19 protein-coding genes, 5 pseudogenes and 1 riboswitch are annotated in these 26,902 nt (G+C 48.7%); all 24 genes and pseudogenes read right to left on the reverse strand.

Annotated elements, in window-relative coordinates:
- Nucleotides 1-73 precede the first annotated feature (73 nt).
- Nucleotides 74-343: a GNAT family N-acetyltransferase gene (locus ACTWJ7_RS31490; RefSeq protein ID WP_443146442.1), complete on the reverse strand. Its 270-nt coding sequence runs from the start codon at nucleotides 341-343 to the stop codon at nucleotides 74-76.
- Entirely contained in the window at nucleotides 286-675 is a 390-nt protein-coding gene (locus ACTWJ7_RS31495) for a hypothetical protein (protein WP_443146219.1), read from the reverse strand. Before ACTWJ7_RS31495 ends, ACTWJ7_RS31490 begins: the two co-directional genes overlap by 58 nt.
- On the reverse strand, nucleotides 675-1,967 hold the full coding sequence (gene ilvA, locus ACTWJ7_RS31500; protein ID WP_079344059.1) for a threonine ammonia-lyase IlvA: 1,293 nt from the start codon (nucleotides 1,965-1,967) through the stop codon (nucleotides 675-677). The genes ACTWJ7_RS31495 and ilvA overlap by 1 nt, the downstream gene beginning before the upstream one ends.
- Nucleotides 1,968-2,521: 554 nt before the next feature.
- Nucleotides 2,522-3,127 carry an alpha/beta hydrolase gene (locus ACTWJ7_RS31505; RefSeq protein ID WP_301880910.1) on the reverse strand — a complete coding sequence of 202 codons (606 nt, stop codon included), beginning with the start codon at nucleotides 3,125-3,127 and terminating at the stop codon, nucleotides 2,522-2,524.
- 14 nt (nucleotides 3,128-3,141) lie between these two features.
- Nucleotides 3,142-4,092 (reverse strand): ring-cleaving dioxygenase, encoded by a 951-nt coding sequence (locus ACTWJ7_RS31510; protein WP_079344057.1) that lies wholly within the window; start codon nucleotides 4,090-4,092, stop codon nucleotides 3,142-3,144.
- A gap of 299 nt (nucleotides 4,093-4,391) precedes the next feature.
- The gene (locus ACTWJ7_RS31515; protein WP_301880890.1) at nucleotides 4,392-5,474 is read right to left on the reverse strand and encodes a hemolysin family protein; all 1,083 of its coding nucleotides are present in this window, start codon (nucleotides 5,472-5,474) and stop codon (nucleotides 4,392-4,394) included.
- An 82-nt stretch (nucleotides 5,475-5,556) separates the two neighbouring features.
- Nucleotides 5,557-6,894 (reverse strand): hemolysin family protein, encoded by a 1,338-nt coding sequence (locus ACTWJ7_RS31520; protein WP_079344055.1) that lies wholly within the window; start codon nucleotides 6,892-6,894, stop codon nucleotides 5,557-5,559.
- A gap of 654 nt (nucleotides 6,895-7,548) precedes the next feature.
- Nucleotides 7,549-8,820: a phosphoribosylamine--glycine ligase gene (gene purD / locus ACTWJ7_RS31525; RefSeq protein WP_079344054.1), complete on the reverse strand. Its 1,272-nt coding sequence runs from the start codon at nucleotides 8,818-8,820 to the stop codon at nucleotides 7,549-7,551.
- Between the two features lie 118 nt (nucleotides 8,821-8,938).
- A complete protein-coding gene (gene purH, locus ACTWJ7_RS31530) occupies nucleotides 8,939-10,486 on the reverse strand; it encodes a bifunctional phosphoribosylaminoimidazolecarboxamide formyltransferase/IMP cyclohydrolase (protein ID WP_094938663.1) in 1,548 nt (515 codons plus the stop codon).
- 296 nt (nucleotides 10,487-10,782) lie between these two features.
- Nucleotides 10,783-11,400, reverse strand: coding sequence for a phosphoribosylglycinamide formyltransferase (gene purN, locus ACTWJ7_RS31535; RefSeq protein WP_301880893.1), 618 nt, complete (start codon nucleotides 11,398-11,400; stop codon nucleotides 10,783-10,785).
- Nucleotides 11,400-12,440, reverse strand: coding sequence for a phosphoribosylformylglycinamidine cyclo-ligase (purM, locus tag ACTWJ7_RS31540; protein ID WP_024633540.1), 1,041 nt, complete (start codon nucleotides 12,438-12,440; stop codon nucleotides 11,400-11,402). The genes purN and purM overlap by 1 nt, the downstream gene beginning before the upstream one ends.
- An 848-nt stretch (nucleotides 12,441-13,288) precedes the next feature.
- Nucleotides 13,289-14,766, reverse strand: a pseudogene (gene purF, locus ACTWJ7_RS31545) (amidophosphoribosyltransferase).
- Nucleotides 14,751-16,993, reverse strand: a pseudogene (purL, locus tag ACTWJ7_RS31550) (phosphoribosylformylglycinamidine synthase subunit PurL). Before purL ends, purF begins: the two co-directional pseudogenes overlap by 16 nt.
- Nucleotides 16,971-17,661: pseudogene (gene purQ, locus ACTWJ7_RS31555) on the reverse strand (phosphoribosylformylglycinamidine synthase subunit PurQ). The pseudogenes purL and purQ overlap by 23 nt, the downstream one beginning before the upstream one ends.
- 4 nt (nucleotides 17,662-17,665) lie before the next feature.
- Complete coding sequence (gene purS, locus ACTWJ7_RS31560; protein ID WP_024633544.1) at nucleotides 17,666-17,911, reverse strand: phosphoribosylformylglycinamidine synthase subunit PurS; 246 nt, start codon at nucleotides 17,909-17,911, stop codon at nucleotides 17,666-17,668.
- 576 nt (nucleotides 17,912-18,487) lie between these two features.
- A complete protein-coding gene (locus ACTWJ7_RS31565; protein WP_301880895.1) occupies nucleotides 18,488-19,360 on the reverse strand; it encodes a phosphoribosylaminoimidazolesuccinocarboxamide synthase in 873 nt (290 codons plus the stop codon).
- 232 nt (nucleotides 19,361-19,592) lie between these two features.
- The gene (purB, locus tag ACTWJ7_RS31570) at nucleotides 19,593-20,891 is read right to left on the reverse strand and encodes an adenylosuccinate lyase (RefSeq protein WP_024633546.1); all 1,299 of its coding nucleotides are present in this window, start codon (nucleotides 20,889-20,891) and stop codon (nucleotides 19,593-19,595) included.
- A pseudogene (gene purK / locus ACTWJ7_RS31575) lies at nucleotides 20,888-22,089 on the reverse strand (5-(carboxyamino)imidazole ribonucleotide synthase). Before purK ends, purB begins: the two are co-directional and overlap by 4 nt.
- Nucleotides 22,086-22,570, reverse strand: a pseudogene (gene purE / locus ACTWJ7_RS31580) (5-(carboxyamino)imidazole ribonucleotide mutase). The pseudogenes purK and purE overlap by 4 nt, the downstream one beginning before the upstream one ends.
- A gap of 187 nt (nucleotides 22,571-22,757) precedes the next feature.
- Nucleotides 22,758-22,859, reverse strand: a riboswitch (purine riboswitch).
- A gap of 271 nt (nucleotides 22,860-23,130) precedes the next feature.
- A complete protein-coding gene (locus tag ACTWJ7_RS31585) occupies nucleotides 23,131-23,565 on the reverse strand; it encodes a universal stress protein (RefSeq protein ID WP_024633549.1) in 435 nt (144 codons plus the stop codon).
- Between the two features lie 189 nt (nucleotides 23,566-23,754).
- Nucleotides 23,755-24,018 (reverse strand): DUF1294 domain-containing protein, encoded by a 264-nt coding sequence (locus ACTWJ7_RS31590; protein ID WP_024633550.1) that lies wholly within the window; start codon nucleotides 24,016-24,018, stop codon nucleotides 23,755-23,757.
- A 129-nt stretch (nucleotides 24,019-24,147) separates the two neighbouring features.
- On the reverse strand, nucleotides 24,148-24,285 hold the full coding sequence (locus tag ACTWJ7_RS31595) for a hypothetical protein (protein ID WP_173405256.1): 138 nt from the start codon (nucleotides 24,283-24,285) through the stop codon (nucleotides 24,148-24,150).
- Nucleotides 24,286-24,430: 145 nt separating this feature from the next.
- Entirely contained in the window at nucleotides 24,431-24,844 is a 414-nt protein-coding gene (locus ACTWJ7_RS31600; RefSeq protein WP_443146220.1) for a topoisomerase DNA-binding C4 zinc finger domain-containing protein, read from the reverse strand.
- 119 nt (nucleotides 24,845-24,963) lie between these two features.
- Nucleotides 24,964-26,559: a DNA topoisomerase 3 gene (locus ACTWJ7_RS31605; protein WP_443146221.1), complete on the reverse strand. Its 1,596-nt coding sequence runs from the start codon at nucleotides 26,557-26,559 to the stop codon at nucleotides 24,964-24,966.
- Nucleotides 26,560-26,902 lie beyond the last annotated feature (343 nt).

A 26,902-nucleotide genomic window follows, 5' to 3' on the forward strand; every position in this document is an offset into this window, starting at 1 on the left:
GCTCCCGTGTCGGCTTCTTTGGATTCTATCGTTGAATTGCATCTCCTACACCAGACTAACGCAGATTCATGAACTACGCAATCGGCTTGACCATATGGCTATACTCATGTCCATCAATGACAATCACTTCATCCTTGATATAGCCCTGCCGTTCGTACAACATCAAGGCCCGGCCATTGTTACGTTCAACAATGAGGGATACCTGCGAGTGTCCAAGTTCCCTTCCCTGCTGCTCAAAAGCAGCCATCAATGCCTTGCCGATACCCTGCCCCTGATATGCTTCGCTTACCGATAGAGTATCCAGATAATACTCCCGGGACGGGTTTCTTTGACCAACGTATATTTCTCATCTGTACTCCGACCAGGCCGATCCAGAATTGGCTGATCCAGACGATCTGCCTCGCCGCCATCATAAGCCACCAGTATTCCTGCGACTTGCTCATCCTGTTCCATGACCGTTACGTTACGGTAGCTGATTCGATTATCTTCCTGCATGTACAATTGCTGCAATATTTGCATCGCTTTCTCATGATCTCCTTCACCAGCAAGAGCATAGGCAATATCATCAATCGCCTGATAGAGTAAAGGAATCACTTGTGCGGCATCTTCCTTACGAGCAGGTCTGAGCAGAGGCCGTGCCTCACTACGGTCCGACTTCACATTGGAATAATTCATCAGATTAACATGTTGAACAGATTGAGATTTTTGTTCAGCTCGGTATACGCGATGCCTTTACGATTCATGCGTTCAATCAGCGGCTGGTAGTCTTCCTTGTACATCAGCTCGATGCCCACCAAGGCAGGCCCATTTTCCTTATCATGTTTCTTCGTATATTCAAATCGGGCAATGTCGTCATTGGGTCCCAATACTTCCACAAGGAATTCACGCAATGCTCCCGCACGCTGCGGAAAATTGACCATGAAATAATATTTCAGACCTTCGTAGATCAAAGAACGTTCTTTGATTTCCTGCATCCGGTCGATATCGTTGTTACCACCGCTAATTACACAGACTACCGTCTTGCCCGCAATCTGCTCGCGATACTGCTCCAGTGCAGCAACCGCCAGTGAACCAGCAGGCTCTACAACAATCGCATTTTCATTATATAACTCCAAAATGGTGGTGCAGGCTTTACCTTCAGGCACCTTCACAATGTCATCCAGCGTACTGGTACAGATGTCAAAGGTCAGATCACCAACACGTTTCACCGCAGCACCATCCACGAATTTATCAATATCATCCAACGTGACAACCTGCTTGCGGAACATCGCCTCACTCATGGAAGCCGCGCCAAGTGGTTCTACGCCAACAATGCGGGTTTCCGGGCTAACCGTCTTCATGTAGGTTCCAACACCGGCAGCCAGACCGCCACCACCAATTGTGACGAATACATAATCCGCTTTTTCATCCAGACTCTCCATGATTTCCATCGCAACGGTACCATTACCTGCAATAATCTTGGGCTGGTCGAACGGATGGATAAACGTCATGCCCTGTTCATTACACGCACGCATAGCTTCCTCATAAGCATCGTCATACGTATCACCTGTCAGTACAACTTCAACATTATCTCCACCAAATCGGCGTACCTGTTTCACCTTCTGATTTGGAGTTGTGCTCGGCATGAAGATTTTACCGTGGATGCCCAGCGCGTTACAGGAAAAAGCAACCCCCTGCGCATGGTTGCCCGCACTCGCGCAGACAATACCTTTCTCCAGCTCAGCGGGAGTCAGACTACGAATCATGTTGTAGGCTCCACGAATTTTGAAAGAGCGTACCACCTGCAGATCTTCCCGTTTAAGATACACATTACAGTTATATTTGGCCGACAATACAGCATCCCGCTGCAGCGGCGTTCTTACAATGACCTCTCTCAGCACATGATGTGCGCGCACGATATCTTCCATGCCAACACTGGCACGGCCGGAATTGGTAGTTCCCGTTGGTTCCTGTTCCACTGGTTTCATCTCTTCTCCACACTCCGCTTATCTTGGTTGGCAATGCAAGCATTGCTTTTCTCTCTTTATTGTATCACTTTTGTTCTGTTCTTGCGCCTGAGCTCGCCTCATGTATCATTGACACGATTTCATTAATAATGATCTGGGGATCCGTAAACATGACCATATGGCTGGATTGATCGGCTCCGATCCACTTGGTATTGGTCAGTGAGCTTACCGTTAGACGATGTGCTTGTATAATAACGGGCCTTATTTTACGCTCTCCCATGCCTGTTTTCATACCTGAAATGACGCTAACTTCCAGATTACCAAGATCAAGAGGGTTAAAATAACCGAATCTAATTGAAAATGATTATCAATTACTTGATTATAGATTATTCCACTCTTTTGGACAAGGCATAGTGTGGCTCTGATCCATTAAAAAGTAGATCGTTGGAAATTGGCACTAGCGGTATGCTACTCGGTTCGTTAAACTGTAAAACGCCAAAAGAGGTGCCCCGTCATTTTAATGACTTATGGGACAACCCTTTTAAAAGAAGGATTTAAGCATCCAGGCAGAATTTTTAAACCTGAGTTTTATACCAAGCTGCCGCGGCTTCTGCCTCCGTACGGGTCAACTGGTGACCCTGACGCTCCCAGTGCATGTGCACATCGGCACCAGCACCGCTAAGCAGTGAAGCGAGTTCATCTGTTTCACGTTTTGGCACAATTGGATCGTTCTCTCCTGCTCCTATAAACACAGGCAGCCCTTTCAGGTCCGGCAATTCCAGACCACGAAGCGGTACCATCGGATGGTGCAGAATCGCTCCTTTAAATGCGTCAGCCTGATGGAAGATCAGACTTGCTGCGATATTAGCTCCGTTGGAATAACCAAGGGCATAGACATTCGCACGATCAAAGCCATACTCCACAGCAGCTGCATCCACAAAAGCACCCAATTCCGCTGTCCGTGCAATGAGATCTTCTTCGTCAAACACGCCTTCCGCCAAGCGGCGGAAGAAACGGGGCATCCCATTCTCCGATACGTTACCACGCACCCCCAGAATACCTGCTCCTGGCGCGATCATCTCGGCCAGACCTACCAGATCATTCTCCGTTCCACCTGTTCCGTGCAGCAACAACAGTGTAGGGGCATCCGGTTGTGCACCTGCTTTATACATATGTTTCATTGTATTGGTAGAAGTCATGATTTGGACTCTCCTTTCCATTCACGTACTTGAATAGGTGGCAGCAGCTGTTCAATCTGCTCACGCTGTGGTTCATACCATTCAGGCAGCATCAGCTTTTGGCCCATGCTCTCTTGTGGTTCATCCCGTGCAAATCCTGGAGGATCCGTAGCCAGTTCAAACAATATACCTCCCGGTTCCCGGAAATAGACGGCGTTGAAGTACTGGCGGTCAATGACCGGCGTTGGATGATATCCGGCTTTTTGAAGATCCTGCTGCATTTGTTCGTGCTCGACGTAATCTTTGGCACGCCATGCAATATGGTGTACTGTCCCTGCTCCGCCAATGCCCCGTTGAATTCCGGTGGATTGAATGTCAATCAGTTGACCGATGTCACCCGTTGCCTGTAAACGAATGATTCCATTCTCTTCACCTACCTGCTCCAAACCGAGCATCGTTTTCAGCACATCCGTTGTTTTGTCGGGTACATGGCTGAATAATACAGCACCACCAAAGCCTTTAATCGCATGCTCTGGCGTTACGCCGTTGAATGACCACTGACTTGCCTGGCCTCCTTCACGCTCAACCAATTCGAGCAGCAGGCCGCCTTTATCGAAGAAGCGAATGTACTGCTCGCCAAATCTTGTTTTATTTTCAAATGGAATATCGAAGGATGTCAGACGTTCTTTCCAGAATGGCAGGCTTCCCACCGGAACTGCATATACCGTTACGCCAGTCTGTCCTGATCCAATTACACCTCTTCTGGCATTTTGCTGCGGGAAGAATGTGATAATGGTACCCGGTGCCCCATCCTCATTGCCATAATACAGATGGTACACATCCGGTGCATCAAAGTTAATTGTTTTTTTCACCAGTCTCAGTGCCAATACACCTGCGTAAAAATCAACATTTTTCTGTGCATCATCTACAAAAGCCGTAACGTGATGGATTCCTGAAGTTCTGAACATACTCTCCACTCCCTTGGTTTTATTAGTAGCATTGTTATATTTAGCAGTTTGTTATGCATTGCTTTTTGTTATTTATCTTTAAATTAAGATTCTTTAAATTTATATTAATCCATTCGTTCTCATTTTGCAAGCTTTTGTTTTAAAATTAAGATACTTAGGGTCGTTGACCTGCTGAAATGCCGCTTGAGTATAATGACATGGACAAAAAACAGGCCCCGAGCACTCGGGAACCTGCTTTTCTTGAATCTTATTCCATTGACGCCAAACAGCATTGGCCCTAATTACTTCGCATGATGCCTTTAGGTCAATTTTAATCGCTTAGGCGGTTGTACCAGATCTTTGCCATCATACTCATCCTTGATATCTCCAACAATTTCTTCAAGGATATCCTCCATCGTAACCAGACCAACCGTTGCCCCCTCCGCATTATGAACTGCAGCGATATGGGAACGACTTTGCTGCATCTGGATCAATACATCCTTAATTGGTGATAACTCCGAGAATTTCAACATGTCATGAACAAAGGTATCCATATTGAACGCCCGGCCTGCGGCAACACTCGTGAGCATCTCCTTCGTATGGATAAATCCAACGAATTGGTCCAGATTTCCTTTTTCGATTACAGGGAAACGTGTATATTCATGCTGCTTCAGAACCTCAATCATACGATCCAACGGCATTTCCTTATCAATCGTGACAATTTTGTCTTTGCGAATCATAATCTCCTGAAGCAGACGCTCATCAAAAGCAAAAATGTTTTTGAGATAGTCCAGCTCCGTCTGATTAATCTCTCCACTTTCATAACTCTGCGCCATGATCAGCTTCAGTTCCTCTTCAGAGTGAACTGTATCGTGACCTGCGGGCTTTATACCAAATATGCCAAGCAGCAGACGTGCAGCCCCATTCAATGCATAGATGAACGGATTCATGATCTTACCGAACCAGTACAGCGGCGGTGCAAGCAACAGAGTCATTTTCTCTGCAAACTGGATCGCGAGCGTTTTCGGTGCCAATTCACCTATTACGACGTGCAGGAACGTGATGATCGCCAGAGCAATACCATACGATAGTACCGTAGATAAAGCCGCTGGAACCTCAAGTCGTTCAAACAGCGGGTGCAGCATTTTCTCAACAGTAGGTTCACCCAGTGCACCCAATACCAGCGCCGTGATGGTGATACCCAACTGACAGGCAGATAGATAATAATCCAGATTGTGAGCCACTTTTTTGGCCAATACCGCTTTTTTGTTGCCTTCCAGGATTAACTGATCTATTCGAGACATCCGTACTTTCAGAATTGCAAATTCCGCTCCAACGAAAAAGGCGGTCAGACCGATAAATACGGCTACTAAAAATAAGTTTAAGGCTATTATTCCGTCCAATGATTTCCCTCAAGTTGAGGGATTCACCTCCAAGTTGATCATTTTAATTAAGTGAAGCACGAGTAACGCTCCGGTAATTAGATTAGGCCAGGTCACTGGCAGATTCATTAACCTGTACGGCATTTACACGTTCAAGCAGAACCTGCTTAATGTGAAAATTTTCTGCGTCCACAACGGTCCAGACGTAATCACCATGTTCTATCGTATCACCTTGTTCCACACCGACACCCTTCTGGAATTGAATCCACCCGGCCACGGTATCCATCTCTTCATTACCTTCAAACACAAGCCCAAACTGCCGCTCCAACTCATCCAGCAGCACCCGGCCGTTAATGAGATATTGGTTCTCTCCAGTTTCCTGAATGTCAGCAACTTCATCGGCATCGAACTCATCCCGAATCTCGCCGACAAGCTCCTCCAGAATATCCTCCATTGTAATGATCCCCGAGGTACCTCCGTATTCATCCACGACCACGGCCATGTGCACACGTTCCTGCTGCATCTTGATCATGGCATCCTGAATACTTGTAACTTCAGAAACGTAAGGAATTTCACGAACAAAATCGATAAGTTGGTGCTCCCTAAGGGCAACCATATCAGGCAAAATCTTTTTCACATTTACTACACCGACAATTCGGTCCTTATCCCCATCCTCAATGACGGGATAACGTGAATAATTATGCTCATCTAATATCGGGATGATATCGTCGTAGGTCATATTTTGACTCAGTGTTACTAGTTCTGTCCTCGGAACCATGATGTCTTTGGCATCACGCTCATCGAACACAAATACATTTTCCAGATACGAAAGCTTGGTCTTATTGTTCTCGTCCCCTTCATAACTCTGGTTCATGATGATTTTGATCTCATCCTCAGAGTACGCCTGCTCATGCCCGGCAGGTTTAACGCCAAAACCACGAAGAATAACGCGAGATGCACCATTCAGCGCCCAGATGAACGGGTACATAATTTTCCCGAACCAGTACAATGGTGGCGAGAGCAGCAGCGTCAATTTTTCCGAAAATTGAATCGCCAGCGTTTTGGGAGCCATCTCACCAACAACAACGTGCAGGAACGTGACAAGTATGAACGCAATCGCATAGGATGCGACGGATGATACGGAAGCCGATACGTTTAGATACTCAAATACCGGATATAGGAGCCTTTCAACAGTTGGCTTACCGAGTGCACCCAATCCCAGGGCAGTGACGGTAATACCGAGCTGACAGGCAGACAGATAATAATCGAGATCCGTGACTACTTTCTTGGCCAATATGGCCTTCTTATTGCCCTCGGCAACAAGCTGATCTACTCTTGATGTACGAATCTTGACCACAGCGAACTCCGATGCAACGAAAAATGCGGTCAACGCAATCAAGATAATGAGTAATGCAATATTCAATACGGTAATTATGTCCAATGATTTCCCCGCTTCTCAGGGATTCACCTCCAGAGATAGTTACAGCGTGATCCGTTAATCTGGTTAACCATTCAACAGCTGATTGACGTTCAATACGGCGTATGCCTTATATGAAATCGATTAATGATAAAGTTTGTATATGTTATACTCTGACCTTGTAAAATAGCAAAACAGGAATTCAGGATGAAGTTAATCAATTACAGAAACTACTTCACTAAAACCAGGGTTACCCCTCATGCTGTCGCTTGTTTCTCCGATTTACTCCACCAAAATTCTCCATTTGGACAGTTTACAATATCGCCTTCCCAATAGATATCCACCTCCCCTCTCATTCATTCCTGTTTCAGAAAAGTATAACACGATCTGCACCAAACCATCCAGTTGCACGTTATGGTTTGTAGCACTACATATTGTATTGTTCACAAAATAGTCTTTATGTATGAAGATTTCATTCATTATGGTTAGACTAGACGGTTTTACAAAAATAATACCCTCTGCCAAGATTGCTTAAACAACTCAGGAGTCTGGTTTTCTTTCCTTGACCTGTCGGTAAATAGAAACAGCTTTGCCCCATAGTCATGTATACGCAACAAAAGGCTCGCAGGATGCAAACACCTTTTCAGGCGAGCATCTTACGAGCCCCTTGTTGTTGAGTTATTGGTTAACCAAAGCCTTGGCAGCAATATCAGACCGCTGATGTTTGCCATCAAAGCGGATTCGGTCCGCTTGAGCATAAGCTTTGTTTCTTGCATCGGCGATATCGGCACCAAGACCTACCACACCCAGGATACGTCCGCCATTGGTAACCCACTCTCCGGATTCATTGCGTGCCGTACCCGCATGGAAGACTACCGCTTCGTCTACTTGATCCAGCCCCTCAATCGCTACGCCTTTTGCATAAGGACCCGGATATCCGCCAGAAGCGAGCACAACACATACGGCAGCTTCTTCGCTCCATTCAATCTCGATATCCGCCAATTTCCCGTGCACGGTTGCCCAGAAAATGTCGAGTAGGTCACTCTTCAGACGTGGTAATACGACCTGAGTCTCGGGATCACCGAAACGGGCGTTGAATTCAATCGTTTTGGGTTTACCATCTGGTGAAATCATCAGCCCAGCAAACAACACACCCTGGAACGGACGTCCTTCGGATACCATCGCTTTGGCCGTTGGTTTGATAATCGTCTCCACTGCTTCCTCAATGATAGATGCCGGGATGTGCGGAAGTGGCGAGTAGGTTCCCATTCCACCTGTGTTTGGCCCCTGATCATTGTCAAATACCGGTTTGTGATCCTGTGCAGCTGCCATCGGACGAACGGTCTCTCCATCCACAAAAGCCAAAATCGACATTTCCTGACCTGCCAGGAATTCTTCGATGATGACCTTGGCTCCTGCTTCTCCAAACACTTTATCCACCATAATGCTCCGGAGCGCCTGATTAGCCTCCTCACGGGAATAAGCTACTGTAACGCCTTTACCAGCTGCCAGTCCATCAGCCTTAATCACCACAGGAATGGCTTGCTCATTCAGATAAGCCTGCGCTTGCTCGTAATTGTCGAATTTCTCATAGGCTGCAGTCGGAATATTGTATTTGTGCAGCAGGTCTTTCATAAATGTTTTGCTGCCTTCAATCTCTGCTGCATTGCGACGTGGTCCAAAGACTGGAATGCCTGTCTTGTCAAAAGCGTCCACAATGCCGTCTGCAAGCGGATCATCCGGCCCAATAACAACCAAGCCTACATGAAGCTCCACAGCGAGCGCTGTCAGTTTATCAAATTCATTTACTGCAATCGGATGACACTCGGCGAGCTGTGCAATGCCTGCATTTCCCGGCGCACAGTGAATCTTGCCTGCCTTCGGGCTTTTCGCCAGTGCCCATATGATTGCATGCTCCCGGCCACCGCCGCCCACTACCAGAATATCCATTAGCGTTGTTCCCTCCATGAATTTCAGGATTTTTCATTTTCTCTTGGTAAAAAAGCTTCAAAAGACGATGAACAAGCCTATTCGCTTGTTCATCGTTTGGAAGCAGTATAGTTATCGTTTAATGTTTGAAGTGACGAACGCCAGTGAAGACCATGGCAATGCCGTATTCATTCGCTACTTTGATGGACTCTTCGTCCTTGATGGAGCCACCTGGTTGAATCACTGCCGTAACTCCAGCTTTCGCTGCGAGCTCCAGTGTGTCGCCCATTGGGAAGAACGCATCAGATGCCAGAATGGCACCTTTGGCTTGATCGCCTGCTTGTTCAATCGCAATTTTGGCTGCACCGACACGATTCATTTGACCTGCGCCCACACCAACAGTCATGTCGTTTGCCGCCAGCACGATCGCATTGGATTTCACATGCTTAACCACTTTCCAGCCAAACAATAGCTGTTTCAGTTCTTCTTCGGATGGTGCACGATCTGTTACTACCTTCAACTCGCTTGCTTCAATGGAATGCACGTCGCTTTGCTGTACGATCATGCCGCCGTCGATGGAAGTTACTACGAATTGACTCTCACGATTGCGGGCAGCGTTGAGTTCACCCGTTTTGAGCAAACGAATGTTTTTCTTTTTGGTCAGGATATCGAGAGCCTCTTGTGTAAAGTCAGGAGCCAGAACGATTTCCAGGAAAATCTCACTCAGTTTAGCCGCTGTATCGCTGTCGATAATGCGGTTGGCTGCCACGATTCCACCAAAGATGGAGGTTGGATCAGCCGCATAAGCTTTACCATAAGCTTCGTAGATGCTTTCGCCAATACCTACGCCGCAAGGATTCATATGTTTGACCGCCACAACAGCTGGTTCTTCAAATTCCTTCACAATCTGCAAGGCTGCGTTCGCATCGTTAATGTTATTGTAAGACAACTCTTTGCCATGCAATTGCTCGGCTGTTGTCAACGTATCTTGAGCTGCCAGCGGTTTGCGGTAGAATGCCGCCTGCTGGTGTGGATTTTCGCCATAACGCAAATCCTGGAGTTTTTCGTAAGTAACCGTCAGACGCTCTGGCAGCGGATCACCGTTCAGGTTGGAGAGATAGTCAGAAATAACTGCATCGTAAGCCGCTGTATGACGGAACACTTTTGCCGCAAGCCGTTTGCGTGTTTCGAGTGTAGTGTCTCCACTGCTGCGAACTTCTTCAAGCACCTTGCCATAATCTGCTGTGTCAACAACGACACTAACAAAAGCATGGTTTTTGGCAGCAGAACGAAGCATGGTTGGACCACCGATATCGATATTCTCGATCGCGTCTTCGTACGTTACATCCGGTTTGGCAATGGTATCTTGGAAGGGGTAAAGGTTTACGACAACGAGGTCGATATAATCCAATCCGTTCTCTTCCATCTGGCGCTTATGCTCTTCGCTGTCACGAACAGCCAGCAACCCACCATGAACTGCTGGATGCAATGTTTTGACACGTCCATCCATAATTTCCGGGAATCCGGTCACATCCGAAATTCCGATGACAGGTACGCCTTCCTTCGACAACAGACTGCTTGTACCTCCTGTCGAAATAATCTCCACACCCATTTGCGACAGCTCGCGGCAAAAATCCACGATGCCTGTTTTATCCCATACGCTGACCAGCGCTCTTTTGATACTCACAATATGCTCCTCCTTTAATGTCCCATGGCTTCGCGTTTCATGGCGAAACACAACCGATTTATTTCCCGAGAAATATCACAAAATGCGTACCAATTTTCGACTTCTGTTATACAAGTTGAACCAAGATGTTTACACGGGACACTCCAATGACAGAACAACCTTCCAATCGCTGTTATCCCCAGATTTTTCGATTCCCTTTTCTTAAAGGGAAAATCCGGTGATAAAGGCGAACGCTTCGCTTTTTCAGGTTTTTTCTGTCCTCTCCGTTAATGTGTAAAAAAATTTTTAAACTTATTTCAAACCGGTTTGTTAACAGTGACGTGACGTCCGTCTAACTGAACCAGACCTTGCGCGAACCAGGAAACAACCTCGGGGTAAAGCTTTTGTTCGGCAGCATGGATGGAGCTACTAACGGATTCAGCTGTATCCTCTGGCAAAATCGGAACAGGCTGCTGGGCAATAATCGGCCCTGTATCCATGCCTCCATCCACAAAGTGCACGGTAACTCCGGTAATTTTAACGCCGTACTCTAGTGCCTGTCCTACTGCATCTTTGCCTGCAAACGCTGGCAACAAGGACGGATGAATGTTAATCAGCCGTCCTGCATAGCGATCCACGACCACTGAAGTCAGCAATCTCATGTAACCGGCAAGAACAACCAGATCAATGTTTTTGGATTCAAGCACTTCCACAATTTCAGCCTCGTAGGCTTCGCGGGAATCATAATTTTTGGGAGTAAACAGATGGCATTCCACGCCTGCATCCTGCGCCCGCTGCACAACACGTGCAGCCGGCTTGTCACATACCAGCAGATCTATGGATGCACCCAGTCCTCCGTTCCGTGCTGCATCAACCAATGCCTGAAAGTTCGATCCTTCACCAGAGGCAAATACAGCAATACGGTAGTTCGTCATTAAACATCCGCTCCCGTGAAGGTTACTCGCGCATCTCCTTCTGTAACACGGCCAATGATGTACGCTTCTTCGCCAGATGCCTTCAGATGTTCCAGCGCTTCACTTGCATCTGCTTCGTTCACAACCAGCACAAGTCCAATCCCCATATTAAACGTGGTGAACATGTCACGGTTCGATACAGATCCTTTTTCTTGCAGCAGGTTGAAGATTGGCAGAATCGGCCAAGAGCCGTAGTCGATATCTACATTCACGCTGCTTGGCAGCATACGCGGGATGTTCTCGATGAAACCACCACCTGTAATGTGGGCCATGCCTTTTACTTTTACCTTTTCAAGCAGAGAAAGAAGTGGTTTTACATAGATTTTCGTTGGTTCCAGCAGTGCGTCACCCAGCTTGCCACCCAATTCAGCGACTTCATCCTGCAAGCCCAATCCAGCTTGTTCCAGCAAAAGTTTGCGTACCAAGGAGAAGCCGTTGCTGTGCACACCGCTGGATGCAAGTCCGATCACCGTGTCGCCAGGAGCGATAGTTGTACCGTTAATGATTTTCGCTTTGTCCACGATACCCACCGTAAATCCGGCAATATCGTATTCACCCTCACTGTACATGCCCGGCATTTCAGCCGTTTCGCCACCGATCAGGGCACAGCCCGACTGATGACACCCTTCTGCGATGCCCGCAACAATGGCTTCGATTTTCTCCGGGATGACTTTGTCACACGCCAGATAGTCGAGGAAGAACAACGGCTCTGCACCCTGTACCACAATGTCGTTCACACACATGGCTACCGCGTCGATTCCGATGGTATCATGACGGTCCATGGCAAATGCGATTTTCAGCTTGGTTCCTACACCGTCTGTACCGGATACAAGCACCGGCTCATCATATTTATCTTTGTTCAAACCGAACAGGGCGCCAAAGCCTCCCAGATCTGTCATCACTTCCGGACGGAAGGTACGTTTCACGTGTTTTTTCATCCGTTCAACCGCTTCGTTGCCTGCCGCGATATCGACGCCGGCGTTTTTGTATGCTTCGGACAAGTGGAATCCGCTCCTTTTTTTCGCCCCTCCTAAATCCTCCCGCCCGGGAGGACCCCGAAGGACCTTGGCAGGCCCTCTGGACACCCGCCAAACAAGCGGTGCAGGGGTGGCTGGTATGATCTTGCTATGGTTGGTTCGTGCGTGTGCTCGCGTTTTTGTTCGCCTTTCCCGTTGGCCGTAGGCCATCGGTCGGCGAACCCCGCTCGACTGCGCTGCGGGGCTGCGCCCGCTGGGGCAGCTGCTTCGCTTGGCTGCCCTTGCCCCTGTTGCTCCGCAAGGCGGGGCTTAGGGCTCGGGCTGCGCCCGGGGCAGCTGCTTCGCTTGGCTGCCTGTGCCCCTGTTGCTCCGCAAGGCGGGGCTTAAGGGCTCGGGCTACGCCCCGGGGCAGCTGCTTCGCTTGGCTGCCCGGGGCAGCTGCTTCGACTGGCTGCCCGTGCCCCTATTGCTCCGCAAAGCGGGGCTTAAGGGCTCGGGCTACGCCCCGGGGCAGCTGCTTCGCTTGGCTGCCTGTGCCCCTGTTGCTCCGCAAGGCGGGGCTTAAGGGCTCGGGCTACGCCCCGGGGCAGCTGCTTCGCTTGGCTGCCCGGGCCCCTGTTGCTCCGCAAGGCGGGGCTAAGGGCTCGGGCTGCGCCCGGGGCAGCTGCTTCGACTGGCTGCCCGTGCCCCTATTGCTCCGCAAAGCGGGGCTTAAGGGCTCGGGCTGCGCACGCTGGGGCAGCTGCTTCGCTTGGCTGCACGTGCCCCTGTGCTCCGCAAGGCGGGGCTTAGGGCTCGGGCTGCGCACGCTGGGGCAGCTGCTTCGCTTGGCTGCCCGTGCCCCTGTTGCTCCGCAAGGCGGGGCTTAACAGCTAGCAGCTGCAGCCGAATTTTTCTTCACCGCCGAAATCGAGGCGGGTTGGGTAATCATTATCAAAACATGCGAGGCAGAGCCCGCCTTTATAGTCATCCTGATTATCTCCCTGAATCGATGTAATCAGCCCGTCGGGGCTGAGGAACGCCAGAGAGTCCGCATTAATCTCACGGCAGATTTCTTCCACCGACAGCTGTGAGGCAATCAATTCGCGGCTGTCGGGAGTGTCAATACCGTAGAAGCACGGGTTTTTGAACGGTGGTGATGTAATCCGCACGTGGACCTCGGTTGCTCCGGCATCTCGAAGCATGTTCACGATCCGGCGGGAAGTTGTTCCCCGTACGATGGAGTCGTCAATCATGACCACGCGTTTGCCTTCGACAACACGGCGCACGGCGCTCAGTTTCATCTTCACGCCTTGTTCCCGCAGTTCCTGGCTTGGCTGGATAAACGTACGTCCGGTGTATTTGTTTTTGATCATACCCATCTCATACGGAATCCCGGTTTGTTCCGCGTAGCCGATTGCCGCGGAAATACTGGAGTCTGGCACACCTGTCACCAGATCAGCATCCACGAAAGACTCAATCGCCATCCGGCTACCCATCCGTTTACGCGCAGCGTGCTGGTTTGCACCGTTCATGTCACTGTCCGGACGGGCAAAGTAGATATACTCCATCGCGCACAGTGCCTTACGGTGTTTGTGATGATCGAAACGGTCCTCGTGAAGACCATCTGCATCAAGCACCAACAGTTCGCCTGGCTCAATATCACGAATCAACTCTGCACCGATGGTTTCCAATGCACATGTCTCGGATGCAAACAGATATGCATCTCCCAATTTACCCATTGTGAGCGGACGCAGACCATGGGGATCGGAAGCAACCAGCAACTTATCGTTGGTCATGATTAGAAAAGCATAACCACCCACGATACGCTGAAACGCATCCTTCGCAGCTTCCACCAATCCTTTTGGCGATCTCGCTATTAAATGGGCAATAACTTCCGTATCACTGGTCGTTTGAAAAATGGAGCCACCCTGCTCCAGCTCACGCCGAATTGTTGGCGCATTGACAATGTTACCGTTAGTTGCTACTGCCAGATCACCATCACGGTATTTAAATACCAATGGTTGTGCATTCGTCAGCTTACTGTCACCACTGGTTGAATACCGAACGTGTCCGATGGAGATATCCCCGGTCAACGTCTGCATTAGATCCTTGGTGAAGACTTCCTTCACCAGACCCATACCACGGTGGTAGTGAAACTCGTTGCCGTCGCTTACACACATGCCTGCACTTTCTTCCCCCGGTGTTGAAGCGCATGCAGGCCATAATAGGACAACGATGCAGCGTCAGGGTGCTTAAACACCCCGAATACGCCACATTCCTCCTTTAATTTGTCGAGCCCTTCCTTACCGGACCCTTCATTATAATAATCGCCTGTCCACAAAGGTCCTGTCGTCAGTTCATGAGACATGGAATCGCATCCTCCCAGACCTGTGTCAAACCTCCTACGGGTTCGTTCACGGCTGATGTTCCGTTCAATTCAATCGACAAATTACTTCCTTCAACACGCCCAATCACGGCTACAGGCACACCACGCTCACGTACAAAAGCTTCCAGCTTACCCGCTTGCTCCGGCGAAGCCGACAGCAGAATCCGGGATTGGCTTTCACTGAAAAGTGCATGGTCCCCACGCAATCCCGTCTCAACATTGACCTGTGCACCCACATTGCCGCTGATGCAAGACTCAGCCAATGCTACAGCCAAACCACCTTCAGACAAGTCATGCGCGGAGCGAACAAGTCCGGATTGAATGGCTTCCAGTACCGTGCTGAGCAGCGCTTTTTCTGTGTTCAGGTCCAGCTGTGGCGGACGGCCTTCCGTTTTGCCATGAACCGCATATTGCAGCTCACTGCCGCCCAGTTCAGCTTTCGTTTCACCCAGCAGGATGATAACGTCACCTTCGGCTTTGAAGCCTTGGGTTGTGATGTGATCTGTATCATGCACCAAGCCAACCATACCGACAACTGGCGTTGGGTAGATGGAGCCTTTGGCGTTTTCGTTGTACAGACTCACGTTACCACCGATCACTGGCGTATCCAGCACGCGGCAAGCTTCTGCCATTCCGTCTACCGCTTTTTCCATCTGCCAGAAAATATCCGGCTTCTCCGGGTTACCAAAGTTCAGGTTGTCCGTAATCGCCAATGGCTCTGCACCGGAACATACAATGTTACGGGCTGCTTCGCTGACTGCAATCCGTCCGCCTACTTCTGGATCAAGATACACATAGCGTCCGTTACAGTCCGTTGTCATCGCCAACCCTTTGCGTGTACCACGAATGGTCACCACCGCTGCATCTGAACCTGGGCGAACCGCAGTACTTGTACGCACCATGTAATCATATTGATCATAAACCCACTTCTTGCTCGCTACCGTTGGGGATGCCAACACTTGCTTCAACGCTCCGCCGAGATCCGACACTTCATCGTAACGAAGGGTGTCGATAGAGGCACTTTGCTCATAATAAGCAGGTACAGAAGATGGTTTGTCATACACTGGGCACTCGTCAACCAGTGCAGTTACTGGCATGTCTCCAACCACTTCGCCATGGTGGATCAATTTCAGACGTCCATCATCCGTTACTTTTCCGACTTTTGCACAGATAACGCCCCAACGTTCAAAGATCTCCATCGCCTGCGCCTCATCCTTCGGCTCAACAACGAACAACATCCGTTCCTGGGACTCCGACAGCATCATTTCATAAGGCGTCATGCCTTCTTCACGCTGTGGCACCTGATCCAAATATAATTCCAGACCGTTACCCGCTTTACTTGCCATTTCCGCACTGGAGCATGTCAGACCTGCTGCACCCATATCCTGAATACCCAGCACGATCCCTGTATCGATGAGTTCCAAGCAGGATTCCATCACGAGCTTCTCCATGAACGGATCACCCACTTGAACAGCAGTCCGTTTGGACTCGGATTCTTCTGTCAGCTCAACTGATGCAAAAGTAGCACCATGGATACCGTCACGACCTGTTGGCGGTCCAACATAATACACCGGGTTGCCTACACCTTTAGCGACACCGCGCTGGATTTTGTCATGATCGATCAAACCTACACACATCGCGTTAACGAGTGGGTTACCGTCGTAGCTTTCGTCAAACATAACTTCACCAGCAACGGTTGGAATTCCGATACAGTTACCATAGCCAGCAATACCGGATACGACATGTTCAAACAAATACTTCACGCGGTCACTTTCCAGCTTGCCAAAACGCAGGGAATTCAGAAGTGCCACCGGTCTTGCACCCATGGAGAAAATATCACGGATAATGCCCCCACACCTGTTGCCGCACCTTGGTAAGGCTCAACCGCGGAAGGATGGTTATGGCTTTCAATTTTGAACACAACGGCCTGATTATCACCGATATCTACGATCCCGGCACCTTCACCCGGTCCCATCAGAACACGCGGCCCACTGGTTGGGAAACGGCGCAGCAGCGGCTTGGAGTTTTTGTACGCGCAGTGCTCGGACCACATGACACTAAATACACCAATCTCCGTGTAGTTCGGCTTGCGCCCCATGAACTCACAGATCAGCTCATACTCGCTGTCAGACACGCCCATTTGTGCGTAAAGTTTATGTTCTGCGACCTGTTCTGCCGTCGGTTCCTTAGCGGATAGCTGCTGCGTCATGCCGATCCCTCCATGCTTTCAAAATAGATGTAAACATACGTTTGCCGTCTTCCGAAACCGAGCAGTGAGTCCACCGCGCGCTCTGGATGTGGCATCATGCCGACCACGTTTCCGCCCTCATTACAGATTCCCGCGATATCACCCAGAGAACCGTTCGGGTTGCTGCCATACGTAAAGACGATCTGGTTGTTTGCCTGCAAACTCGCCAGCGTCTCCTCGTCGCAATAATAGTTTCCTTCACCGTGAGCAATCGGAATAACAATCTCTTCCCCAGGTGCATAGTCACGTGTAAATGGAGTATCTGCATTTGCTACTTTCAATACTGTATCGTGACAACGGAATTTCAGCGACATGTTGCGGATCAATGCGCCCGGAAGCAATCCTGCTTCGGTCAAGATCTGGAATCCGTTGCAAATGCCGAGAATATATTTACCTTGTTCAGCAGCTTTCGCTACCTCGTTCATTACAGGTGCAAAACGGGAAATCGCTCCGCAGCGCAGATAGTCACCATACGAGAAACCACCCGGAACAAGGATACAATCATAAGCCGATAGATCTGTAGCCGTGTGCCATACGTAATCAACCTCTTGTCCAATCGCATCTTCTACTGCCTTGTAACAGTCGATGTCGCAGTTGGAGCCAGGAAACACAAGAACTGCAAATTTCATGGGATTAACCCTCCAATTCGTAGCGGTAATCTTCAACAACGGTGTTGGCCAGCAGCTTCTCACACATGACTGTCAATCGTTTTTCCGCTTCCGCACGATCTGTTGTATCCAGAGTCAGTTCCATGACTTTACCGATCCGTACACTTTCCACTTCATTGAATCCCATTGAGTGCAGGGCACCTTGAACAGCTACTCCTTGCGGGTCGAGAACGCTTTGCTTAATAGTGACATAGACGGTTGCTTTAATCATGATCCTTATGTTCCTCCTCAGTAATGAACGGAATAAATGCTTTATGCTGTTAAAAAAGTGACTTTGGGAGCTTGCTCCGGGCGGATTGTTCTTCCGGTCGCTGTTGTCCCCAGGTTTTTTGATTGTTTTGAACCGCTGTGCGGTCAAAACCCGGGGACAAAGGCGAACGCTTCGCTCCTTTAAGAACAATTCCGCCCCTCCGCTAGTCCATGCGACGTTTTTTAAAGGCCTAAACCTTTTACGTTGCACGGTAAGTAATGGTCGAGACTGACCATTACGTGAGAACAGTGAATGGTCTTCAAGTTAGATTAGTAACTTCACTTTTTATATTGATAGACTTCCTGTTTAATAGAAGTCTTGGTTTAAATTTCCTCATCCACCAGTTTGAACACTGGCGGAGGGAAAGATTTGAGCTGGAGAAGCGAAAGCGGTCGCCTTTGCAACCGGAATGTGTCCTTTTGAAAAAAGGATTCCAACCAAAACATTCCGGGGCAACAGCGATCGAAAGCCAAACTTTCCAGTAGCCTACACTCAAACGTCCCTTACTCAAACTTTCCCGCAGCTCACTCAAACGTATTACTTTGTTAAGCGGTTATAAATATCGACGTATCTTGCGGTTGTTGCCTCCACAACCTCTTGTGGCAGCGGGTCAGGTTTACTGTTCTTATCCCAATCGCTCCCCAAAAGATAGGTGCGTACCGGCTCTTTATCCATGCTATCGATCTCGATGTCGAGTGCGTAATTCTCTTTGGCCCAGAAACGAGAAGCGTCCGGAGTGAATATCTCGTCAATCAGGATGACTTTACCATCCACCATACCGAATTCGAACTTGCAGTCTGCGAGGATAATTCCGCGCTGATCACAATAGTCGCGAGCGAATTCATACAGACGAAGGCTCTTTTCCTGAAGCTCAATCGCCAGAGCATCTCCTACAAGTTCTTTCATTCGATCCATTGGAATGTCTTCATCGTGACCGACATCGTTTTTGGCAGCCGGGGTGAAGATGGGAACATCGAGCTTGGCGTTTTTGCGAAGTCCATCCGGCAGCTTGATGCCGTTAACCTCTCCGCTTTTCTCATATTGTCTCCATCCACCTCCCGTAATGTAGCCGCGCACCACACATTCAATATCAATACGCTCGGCTTTGCGGGTCACCATGATGCGGTCTTTAAGCAGTGCAGGGTCGGTGATGATATCGCCCAGTTGGTTTACATCCGTATGCACCACGTGGTTGTCCATCATATCGCCTGTCAGTTCAAACCAGAAGCTGCTCAGTTTATTAAGCACATTGCCCTTTTCCGGAACAGCCGGGTCCAGCACGTAATCAAACGCCGAAATCCGGTCCGTAACCACGATGAGAAAATGTTCACCCAGATCATACAACTCACGTACTTTTCCCTTATATAACAAAGGAGCTTTAACGAGATCTGCCACAGTGGACAGCGCCATGGAGGCTCACCTTCTTTCAGGAGATGTAAGGCTAAGGACAGAATCCTAATGGTGCGGACTCCACTCCGCTGACAGAACAATCTTCCGATCGCTGTTATCCCCAGATTTTTTGATTCCACTTTTTCAAAGTGAAAATCCGGGGATAAAGGCGAACGCTTCGCTTCTTCAGCTTATTTCTGTCCTCTGCGTTCCCTGCAAACCCATCATTCTGCGCTATAGCCTTATTGAATTATTAGTCGTTCAAACCGAGTTTTTTGAAGATGGTATCCACATGCTTCAGGTGCCAGGATGGGTTGAACGCATCTGCGATTTCCTCTTCGCTCAGTACCTCGGTGATTTCCGGTGTGGATCTCACGATATCCTGGAACTGGCGTTGTTCTTCCCAGGCCTGCATCGCACGTGGTTGAACGGTATCATATGCCTGCTCGCGGCTGAAACCTTTGTCGATCAGCTTGGTCAACACTCGGCCGGAGAATGGCACGCCGAAGGTGCGCTCCATGTTGCGTTTCATATTTTCAGGGAATACGGTCAGGTTCTTCACGATGTTACCGAAACGGTTCAGCATGTAGTTTAGCAGCATGGTCGCATCCGGCAGGATGATACGCTCTACGGAAGAGTGCGAGATATCACGCTCGTGCCACAGTGTTACGTTCTCGTAAGCAGATACCATATGTCCGCGAATGACGCGGGACAGACCGGAGATATTTTCACTGCCGATTGGGTTACGTTTGTGCGGCATTGCCGAAGATCCTTTTTGACCTTTCGCAAAAGCTTCTTCCACTTCACGGAATTCACTCTTTTGTAGCGCACGTACTTCTGTAGCGAACTTGTCCAGAGATGTTGCGATCAATGCCAGTGTAGCCATGTATTCTGCATGACGGTCACGTTGCAGCGTTTGAGTCGAGATTGGGGCAGGCTTCGTACCCAGCTTCTCACATACAAATTCTTCAACAAACGGATCAATGTTTGCGTATGTGCCGACTGCTCCAGAGATTTTGCCGTATTGTACATTGTCTGCTGCATGACGGAAACGCTCCAGGTTCCGTTTCATTTCTTCATGCCATAGCGCCATTTTCAGGCCAAACGTCGTTGGCTCCGCATGTACCCCATGTGTACGTCCCATCATTGGCGTGTGCTGATAAGTCAGCGCTTTTTCGCGTAAAATTTCGATGAAATTCACAATGTCGCGTTCCAAGATTTCATTTGCCTGACGTAATACATATCCCAGCGCTGTATCAACGACATCCGTGGAAGTCAGACCGTAGTGCACCCATTTCCGCTCTGCACCCAGACTTTCAGATACCGTACGTGTAAAAGCAATCACGTCATGACGTGTTTCCTGTTCAATCTCGTAAATGCGATCGATGTCAAAAGAAGCGTTCTGACGAAGCAATGCTGCTTCTTCCTTAGGAATGACTCCAAGCTCCGCCCATGCTTCACATGCACAAATTTCTACTTCCAGCCATGACTTGAATTTATTTTCCTCCGTCCAGATGGCTCTCATTTCGGGTCTGCTATAACGTTCGATCATAAATTTGTATTCCTCCAAAGATTAGTTTGTTCAATCCATTGTAATCCTTCTTCGACATCCTGACAGAGCAGATTGACATGCCCCATCTTCCGTCCTGTCTTCGCTTCGGTTTTACCATATATATGAAGCTTGGGGATGACACCAAGTTCCATCGCCTCCGCGTCATGCTGACCCGTTCTTGCAATGATTCCTTCCAGATGTTCTCCAAGCACATTGACCATAACAACCGGGCTTAATAATGAAGTATCTCCAAGCGGCAATCCGCAAACGGCACGGATATGCTGTTCGAATTGTGAAGTCGCACAGGCCTCCATTGTATAATGTCCCGAATTGTGCGGCCTTGGAGCCAGCTCATTCACATATAGTCTTCCATCCGCCGCAACGAACAGTTCCACTGCGAGCAAGCCCACTGCCTGCATCGATTGTGCCACGGCTGCTGCCAACTTCTGCGCTTCAATCTGAATATCGGTAGGTACTCTTGCCGGTACGATCGAAGTATGCAAAATGTTGTTCACATGAATGTTCTCGGCTGGCGGGAACGTCTTAATCTCCCCATTGGTACTCCGTGCAACAACAACTGAAATCTCGCAGTCAAACTTGATGAATTGCTCCAACACCAGTTCCGCACCGGTAGCTGCGAGTTCTTCATAAGCAGCTACCGCCTGATTTGCTTCTCGAATAACACGTTGACCCTTGCCGTCATATCCACCAGTCACCGTCTTCAGTACACAAGGAACACCAAGCTCACTGACTGCCGCTTGCATCGTATCTTTACTTGTAATCTCACGATAAGGAGCAACGCGTACGCCCGCCGCTTCGATTGCACGTTTTTCGCGCAAACGATGCTGGGTTGTGTACAGCAGCGCACTTCCTTGCGGCACATAGGATTCCCGTTCCAGAAGAGAAGCAACATCGGCATCTACATTTTCGAACTCATAGGTAATTACGTCACATTGCCGGGCCAGTTCGAGCGCAGCCCCCACATCGTCATACCCTGCTTCAATCTGACGGGCAACTTGTCCACATGGAGCGTCTGCAGCAGGATCCAGAGTAATAAATCGATAACCCATCGCTGTTCCGGCCAACGTCAGCATCCGTCCAAGCTGCCCGCCCCGAGAATACCAATGGTTGTTTTCCCTGGGAGCATGACACGCTGTAATTGTCCCGCTGATCCGGATTGAACTCCCGTATGACTCATAGTTCATCACTACTTTCGAGCACTTCTTGTTTGATTCGCTCTCTACGGGCTTCACTGCGACGTTGGACATCTTGGTCAAAAGCACCGATGATCTGAGCCGCAAGCAATCCGGCATTCGTTGCACCTGCCTTGCCAATCGCTACCGTTGCGACGGGAATGCCGCCAGGCATCTGCACAATGGACAGCAAGGAATCGAGACCGTTTAGCGCCTTGGATTGCACGGGCACTCCAATGACCGGAAGCATCGTTTTGGAAGCGACCATACCGGGCAGATGTGCCGCCCCGCCCGCACCTGCAATGATAACCTTGAATCCACGGTCAACCGCTTGCTCCGCGTATTCAAACATCAAATCTGGCGTGCGATGCGCGGATACGACCTTTTTTCATACCCAATCTCTAGCTCGTCCAGCACCTCACAAGCATGCCTCATCGTTTCCCAATCCGACTTACTGCCCATAATCACAGCTACCTGCACTGACATGAATACATCCAACTCCCGTCTGAGCGTTTTGGTTTGACCCTGTTGCTTCTCGTTTAATTGTGAAATGAGAAAAATCCGCTACCCGCGAAAACATCACATTTTCTCCGGACACCGGACTCCAAGAAATACGTATCCCGCATTTGGGCATGCCAAAGTGGGCTTGCTGTCCGCATCCGACTTCATGCGACTCTCAGCCGTATCTCCTCGTAGTCCGGAAATTTACGGTTCCCGGGTAGATACTTCCGGGCCCTATTCCCGGCGTTATACGAGCAAATATCTATTTCAACAAATGAATTCAATAATATTAAAGATTCCACATCTTTCGAACCTACTCGACCTTAATTATAACTGATCGACACATCTAACATTCTAACAATCCCCTACAGCTAATGTCAACTTAAAGACGAACATTTAACATATTGACAAATTTAATGTTCGGAAATTACCGATCATTTGGAGCAACCCCATCCCTTTTATTCCAAAAAAGAAAGCCGGCCCCTCTTCATCCCATCGAAGACAGCCGGCTCTTGCTCTTTCATGTGCACACACACATTCTATAATTATTTCACAATTAGTACCGGAACTTGTGCATGCTGCACCACGTTGTGACTGACACTGCCCAAGACAAATTCCCGGATTCCACCAAGACCACGGCTACCAATAATGATGATGTCCGATCCGTTCTCTTTGGCGTAATCGAGAAGAACCTCGGCAGCAGCCCCCTGGATCAGATCCACATTCGCTGTAACACCAGCAGCCTGTATGCGCTCTTTCGCCTCATCTGTCGTTTGCACTGCCAGATTATAGTAATCATTATTCAAAGAAGGCGGCAATGGTGCCAATCCTTCCCCGATAAATACACGCGGAAAGTCAAAGGCATGAATAACATCCAGTACAGCGCCCGGAGAAACTTTGGCTAACTCAATCGCACGATCAAGTGCTTTATTTGAAGCTTTGGAACCATCATAGGCCACTAATATTTTGGAGAATAACATGTAAATCCCTTCCCTTCCTTTATATGTAGAACAGTCGAAGCCATCTTTGGTCTAACATAAATTACAAGAACCATGTAACTCCTTAAACGCACCAGGACCAAAACGAATCAATCATACGAAACAATTTACATAATTATAATAACTTATTCATAAAGCGAGCAAAATAGCATCCATATTTATCGCGCCACATCATTGCAGAAAATAACCGTAGATAACCGCATTGAGAAATAACAACAACGGGATGCCGATTGTGAAGCTGGGATGTTTGGTCTTGTGACGTTTACGATACATGGCGACCCATACTCCCAACGCCCCTCCAATAAAGGCCAGCAGGAACAGCGTTCGTTCAGGTGTACGGTCTCGACGTCGTTGTGCACGTTTCTTGTCATCTGACATCACCAAGTAACCAACTACATTAATAAACAAAAACCAAAGTATCAATCCGGTTTGCATAGCGTTTTAGCGGTCCCCCTATCCCGGGACATCTCCCATATCTCCATTATAGACCTCCAGAGAGACATGTTCAACGCAAGGGTAGGGACCGCGTATCATTTCAGAAGGAAAGAAACATGCATCCCGAACCTAGGACTCCTGTTTTGGAATACCATTCAGATTGGGTGCTCTTTTGGCAGCTTTCTCCGGGCGTACAGCGATATGCTCTTCCCGGATGCTATCATTGTTTTGCTGGTTGTGAATTTTCTCTGGCTTGTTATGCGGCATCTGCGTATCACCTCCTAGGCTTACGTTGCCTGAAAAAGGAGGTTCTTATACGGCACATTGTTCCTGAACAGGCAATTCACACTCAGCGAACAACCCACATGAAGCAGTAATCCGTTGGATCTTTTCACTTAAAATCAAGAGCCGTCTATTCCCCTTTTTTCTCCATGGCCGCCTTCAGCAGATCCCCCAGATTAGAGCCAATCGATTCCTGTTTGGCATACTGCTTAACCAACTTTTGCTGATCACGTTTGTTCACATGCTGTTTGTCTTTATCCAACGTTTCTGTGATGCCGCAAGGTAAACATTGCACGTACAAACCTGCTTTACCCTCTTTAATTTCCATCTTTTTGTGACATTGCGCGCAGCGACGATTGGACAGTCTTTTCTCTGCCGAACGACTGTATCCACAATCCTCTGTGGGACAAACAAGAAATTTCCCGCGTTTGCCCTTCTTCTCCAACAAACGGGCATTACAATCCGGGCAGTGACTATTAGACACATTATGCGGCTTATACTCGGCTTTACTGCCTTTTACGGTGGATACAAGCTCTTTCGCCATCGAACGGATGCTATCCAGGAAAGGCCCTGGTTTCCCTTGTCCACGAGCGATCCGTTCCAGTTCCGCTTCCCAGCGGGCTGTTAATTCAGGTGAACGAAGCTGCGGAGCCGCCAGTTCAATCAGCTGTTTCCCTTTCCCGTAGGATGCATGCTGTTGCCTTGACGATCGATTGTGTCAGAGCTGACCAATTTCTCAATAATGTCCGCGCGTGTAGCCGGAGTGCCCAGTCCATGCTTCTCCATTTGGGAAAGCAAAGCTGCTTCGGTGTACCGTTTGGGCGGCATCGTCCGTCCACTTTTGATATGACAACGTTGAACAGTCACGGGCTGTCCTTGCTGCACGTCTGGCAAAAGCGCACGTTCATGGTCTGAAGAATCTTCAGTCCGATCATCATCCTCATCGCTATACTCTCCGCCGTAAACTTCGCGCCAACCACTTTCTTTTACCGTTGTTCCTTTTACATAAAATGAATCATTCCCCACCTGAACGGTGATCGAGACAGAATCGTACTTCGCAGCCGGATAGAACAAGCTGATGAATCGGCGAACGATCAGATCGTATAGCTTACGTTCCTCTGGATTCAACTGATTGAGGAGAACCGTCTGTTCTGTTGGAATGATCGCGTGGTGATCGGTTACCTTGCTGTCGTCCACGATACGTTTGGTGATATTCAGATTTTTACGCAGCAAAGGACGGGCCAGAGACGCATAAGGTCCGATAGCAACACTATCCAACCGTTCTTTCAACGTTCCTGTCATATCTGAAGTCAGATAACGGCTATCTGTACGTGGATACGTTACCAGCTTGTGCTGCTCATACAGGCGTTGCAGAACATTGGATGTTTGCTTCGCGGAAAAACCGTATTTCCGGTTGGCATCCCGTTGTAATTCCGTCAGATCATAAGCCAGCGGATGCGGCTCAACCTTTTCACTTTTTTTCACTTGGGCAATCGAACCCTTGCGACCCTCTATCCGTTTCTTCAATGCCTGTGTCTCTTGCGGATCAAAGATGCGTGAATCACCGCCTGCAGCCCGCCACACTGCCTGAAAACCTCCAACATCAGCCGTTAACGTCTCGTACTCCTGCGAGCGGAAGCCGTTGATCTCATTTTCCCTGTCCATAATCATGCCGAGGGTTGGGGTCTGTACTCGTCCAGCTGACAATTGCGCATTAAATCGAACCGTCAGTGCCCGAGTCACGTTAAGTCCGATCATCCAATCTGCTTCTGCCCGGCAACGGGCCGATTCATAAAGTCGATCAAATTGGCTGCCTGGCTTCAGCGCTGCAAATCCATCCTTGATAGCCTTGTCCGTCTGGGATGATATCCACAGTCGCTTGAAAGGTTTCTTCCACTGGGCCATCTGCATAATCCAACGGGCCAGCAGCTCTCCTTCTCGCGCCGCATCCGTAGCAATAACCAGTTCGCCAACATCCTGACGTTTCATCAGCTGTGCAACCGCTTTGTATTGATGGTTTGTCTCTTTGAGCACCTTCAGCTTGGTACGTTCCGGCAGAATCGGCAGATCCTCCAAATTCCACGTTGCATACTTTTTGTCATAATCCTCCGGCTCAGCCAACCCAACAAGATGTCCAAGTGCCCAGGTTACGATATATTTCGGGCCTTCCATATAACTTTTATGTTTATCACGCGCACCCATCACTCTGGCAATTTCGCGTGCCACAGATGGTTTTTCTGCGAGTACCAATGTCTTCACTCAATCTCTTCCTTTCTTAATGAAACCTACGACTCTCTTGCTTCTATCGTTGATTATGTTCATTCTTCTACTTCTATCCTTTTATTATATCATTTCAGGGTATTGGTTTGCTTTGGCTTCCAAAAACGAATTGTTTCATGAATTAACACTTAACCATCCACTTATGTCATATTACTTTACACAATATGCTTCGACAAGTTTCTTCCGCGAATGGAATGAGAAGCATCTGGAAGCATGTATCACGTACGTACTGGATGTATGCGTTTTTTTGGATATATATGAGTGTTGTAAGAATACCTTACATGTATTTAGAATGTGACAAAAGCAACTATATCAGATTCGC

The organism is Paenibacillus sp. 1A_MP2, assembly GCF_052244825.1.
Taxonomy (GTDB): Bacteria; Bacillota; Bacilli; order Paenibacillales; family Paenibacillaceae; genus Paenibacillus; species Paenibacillus vandeheii.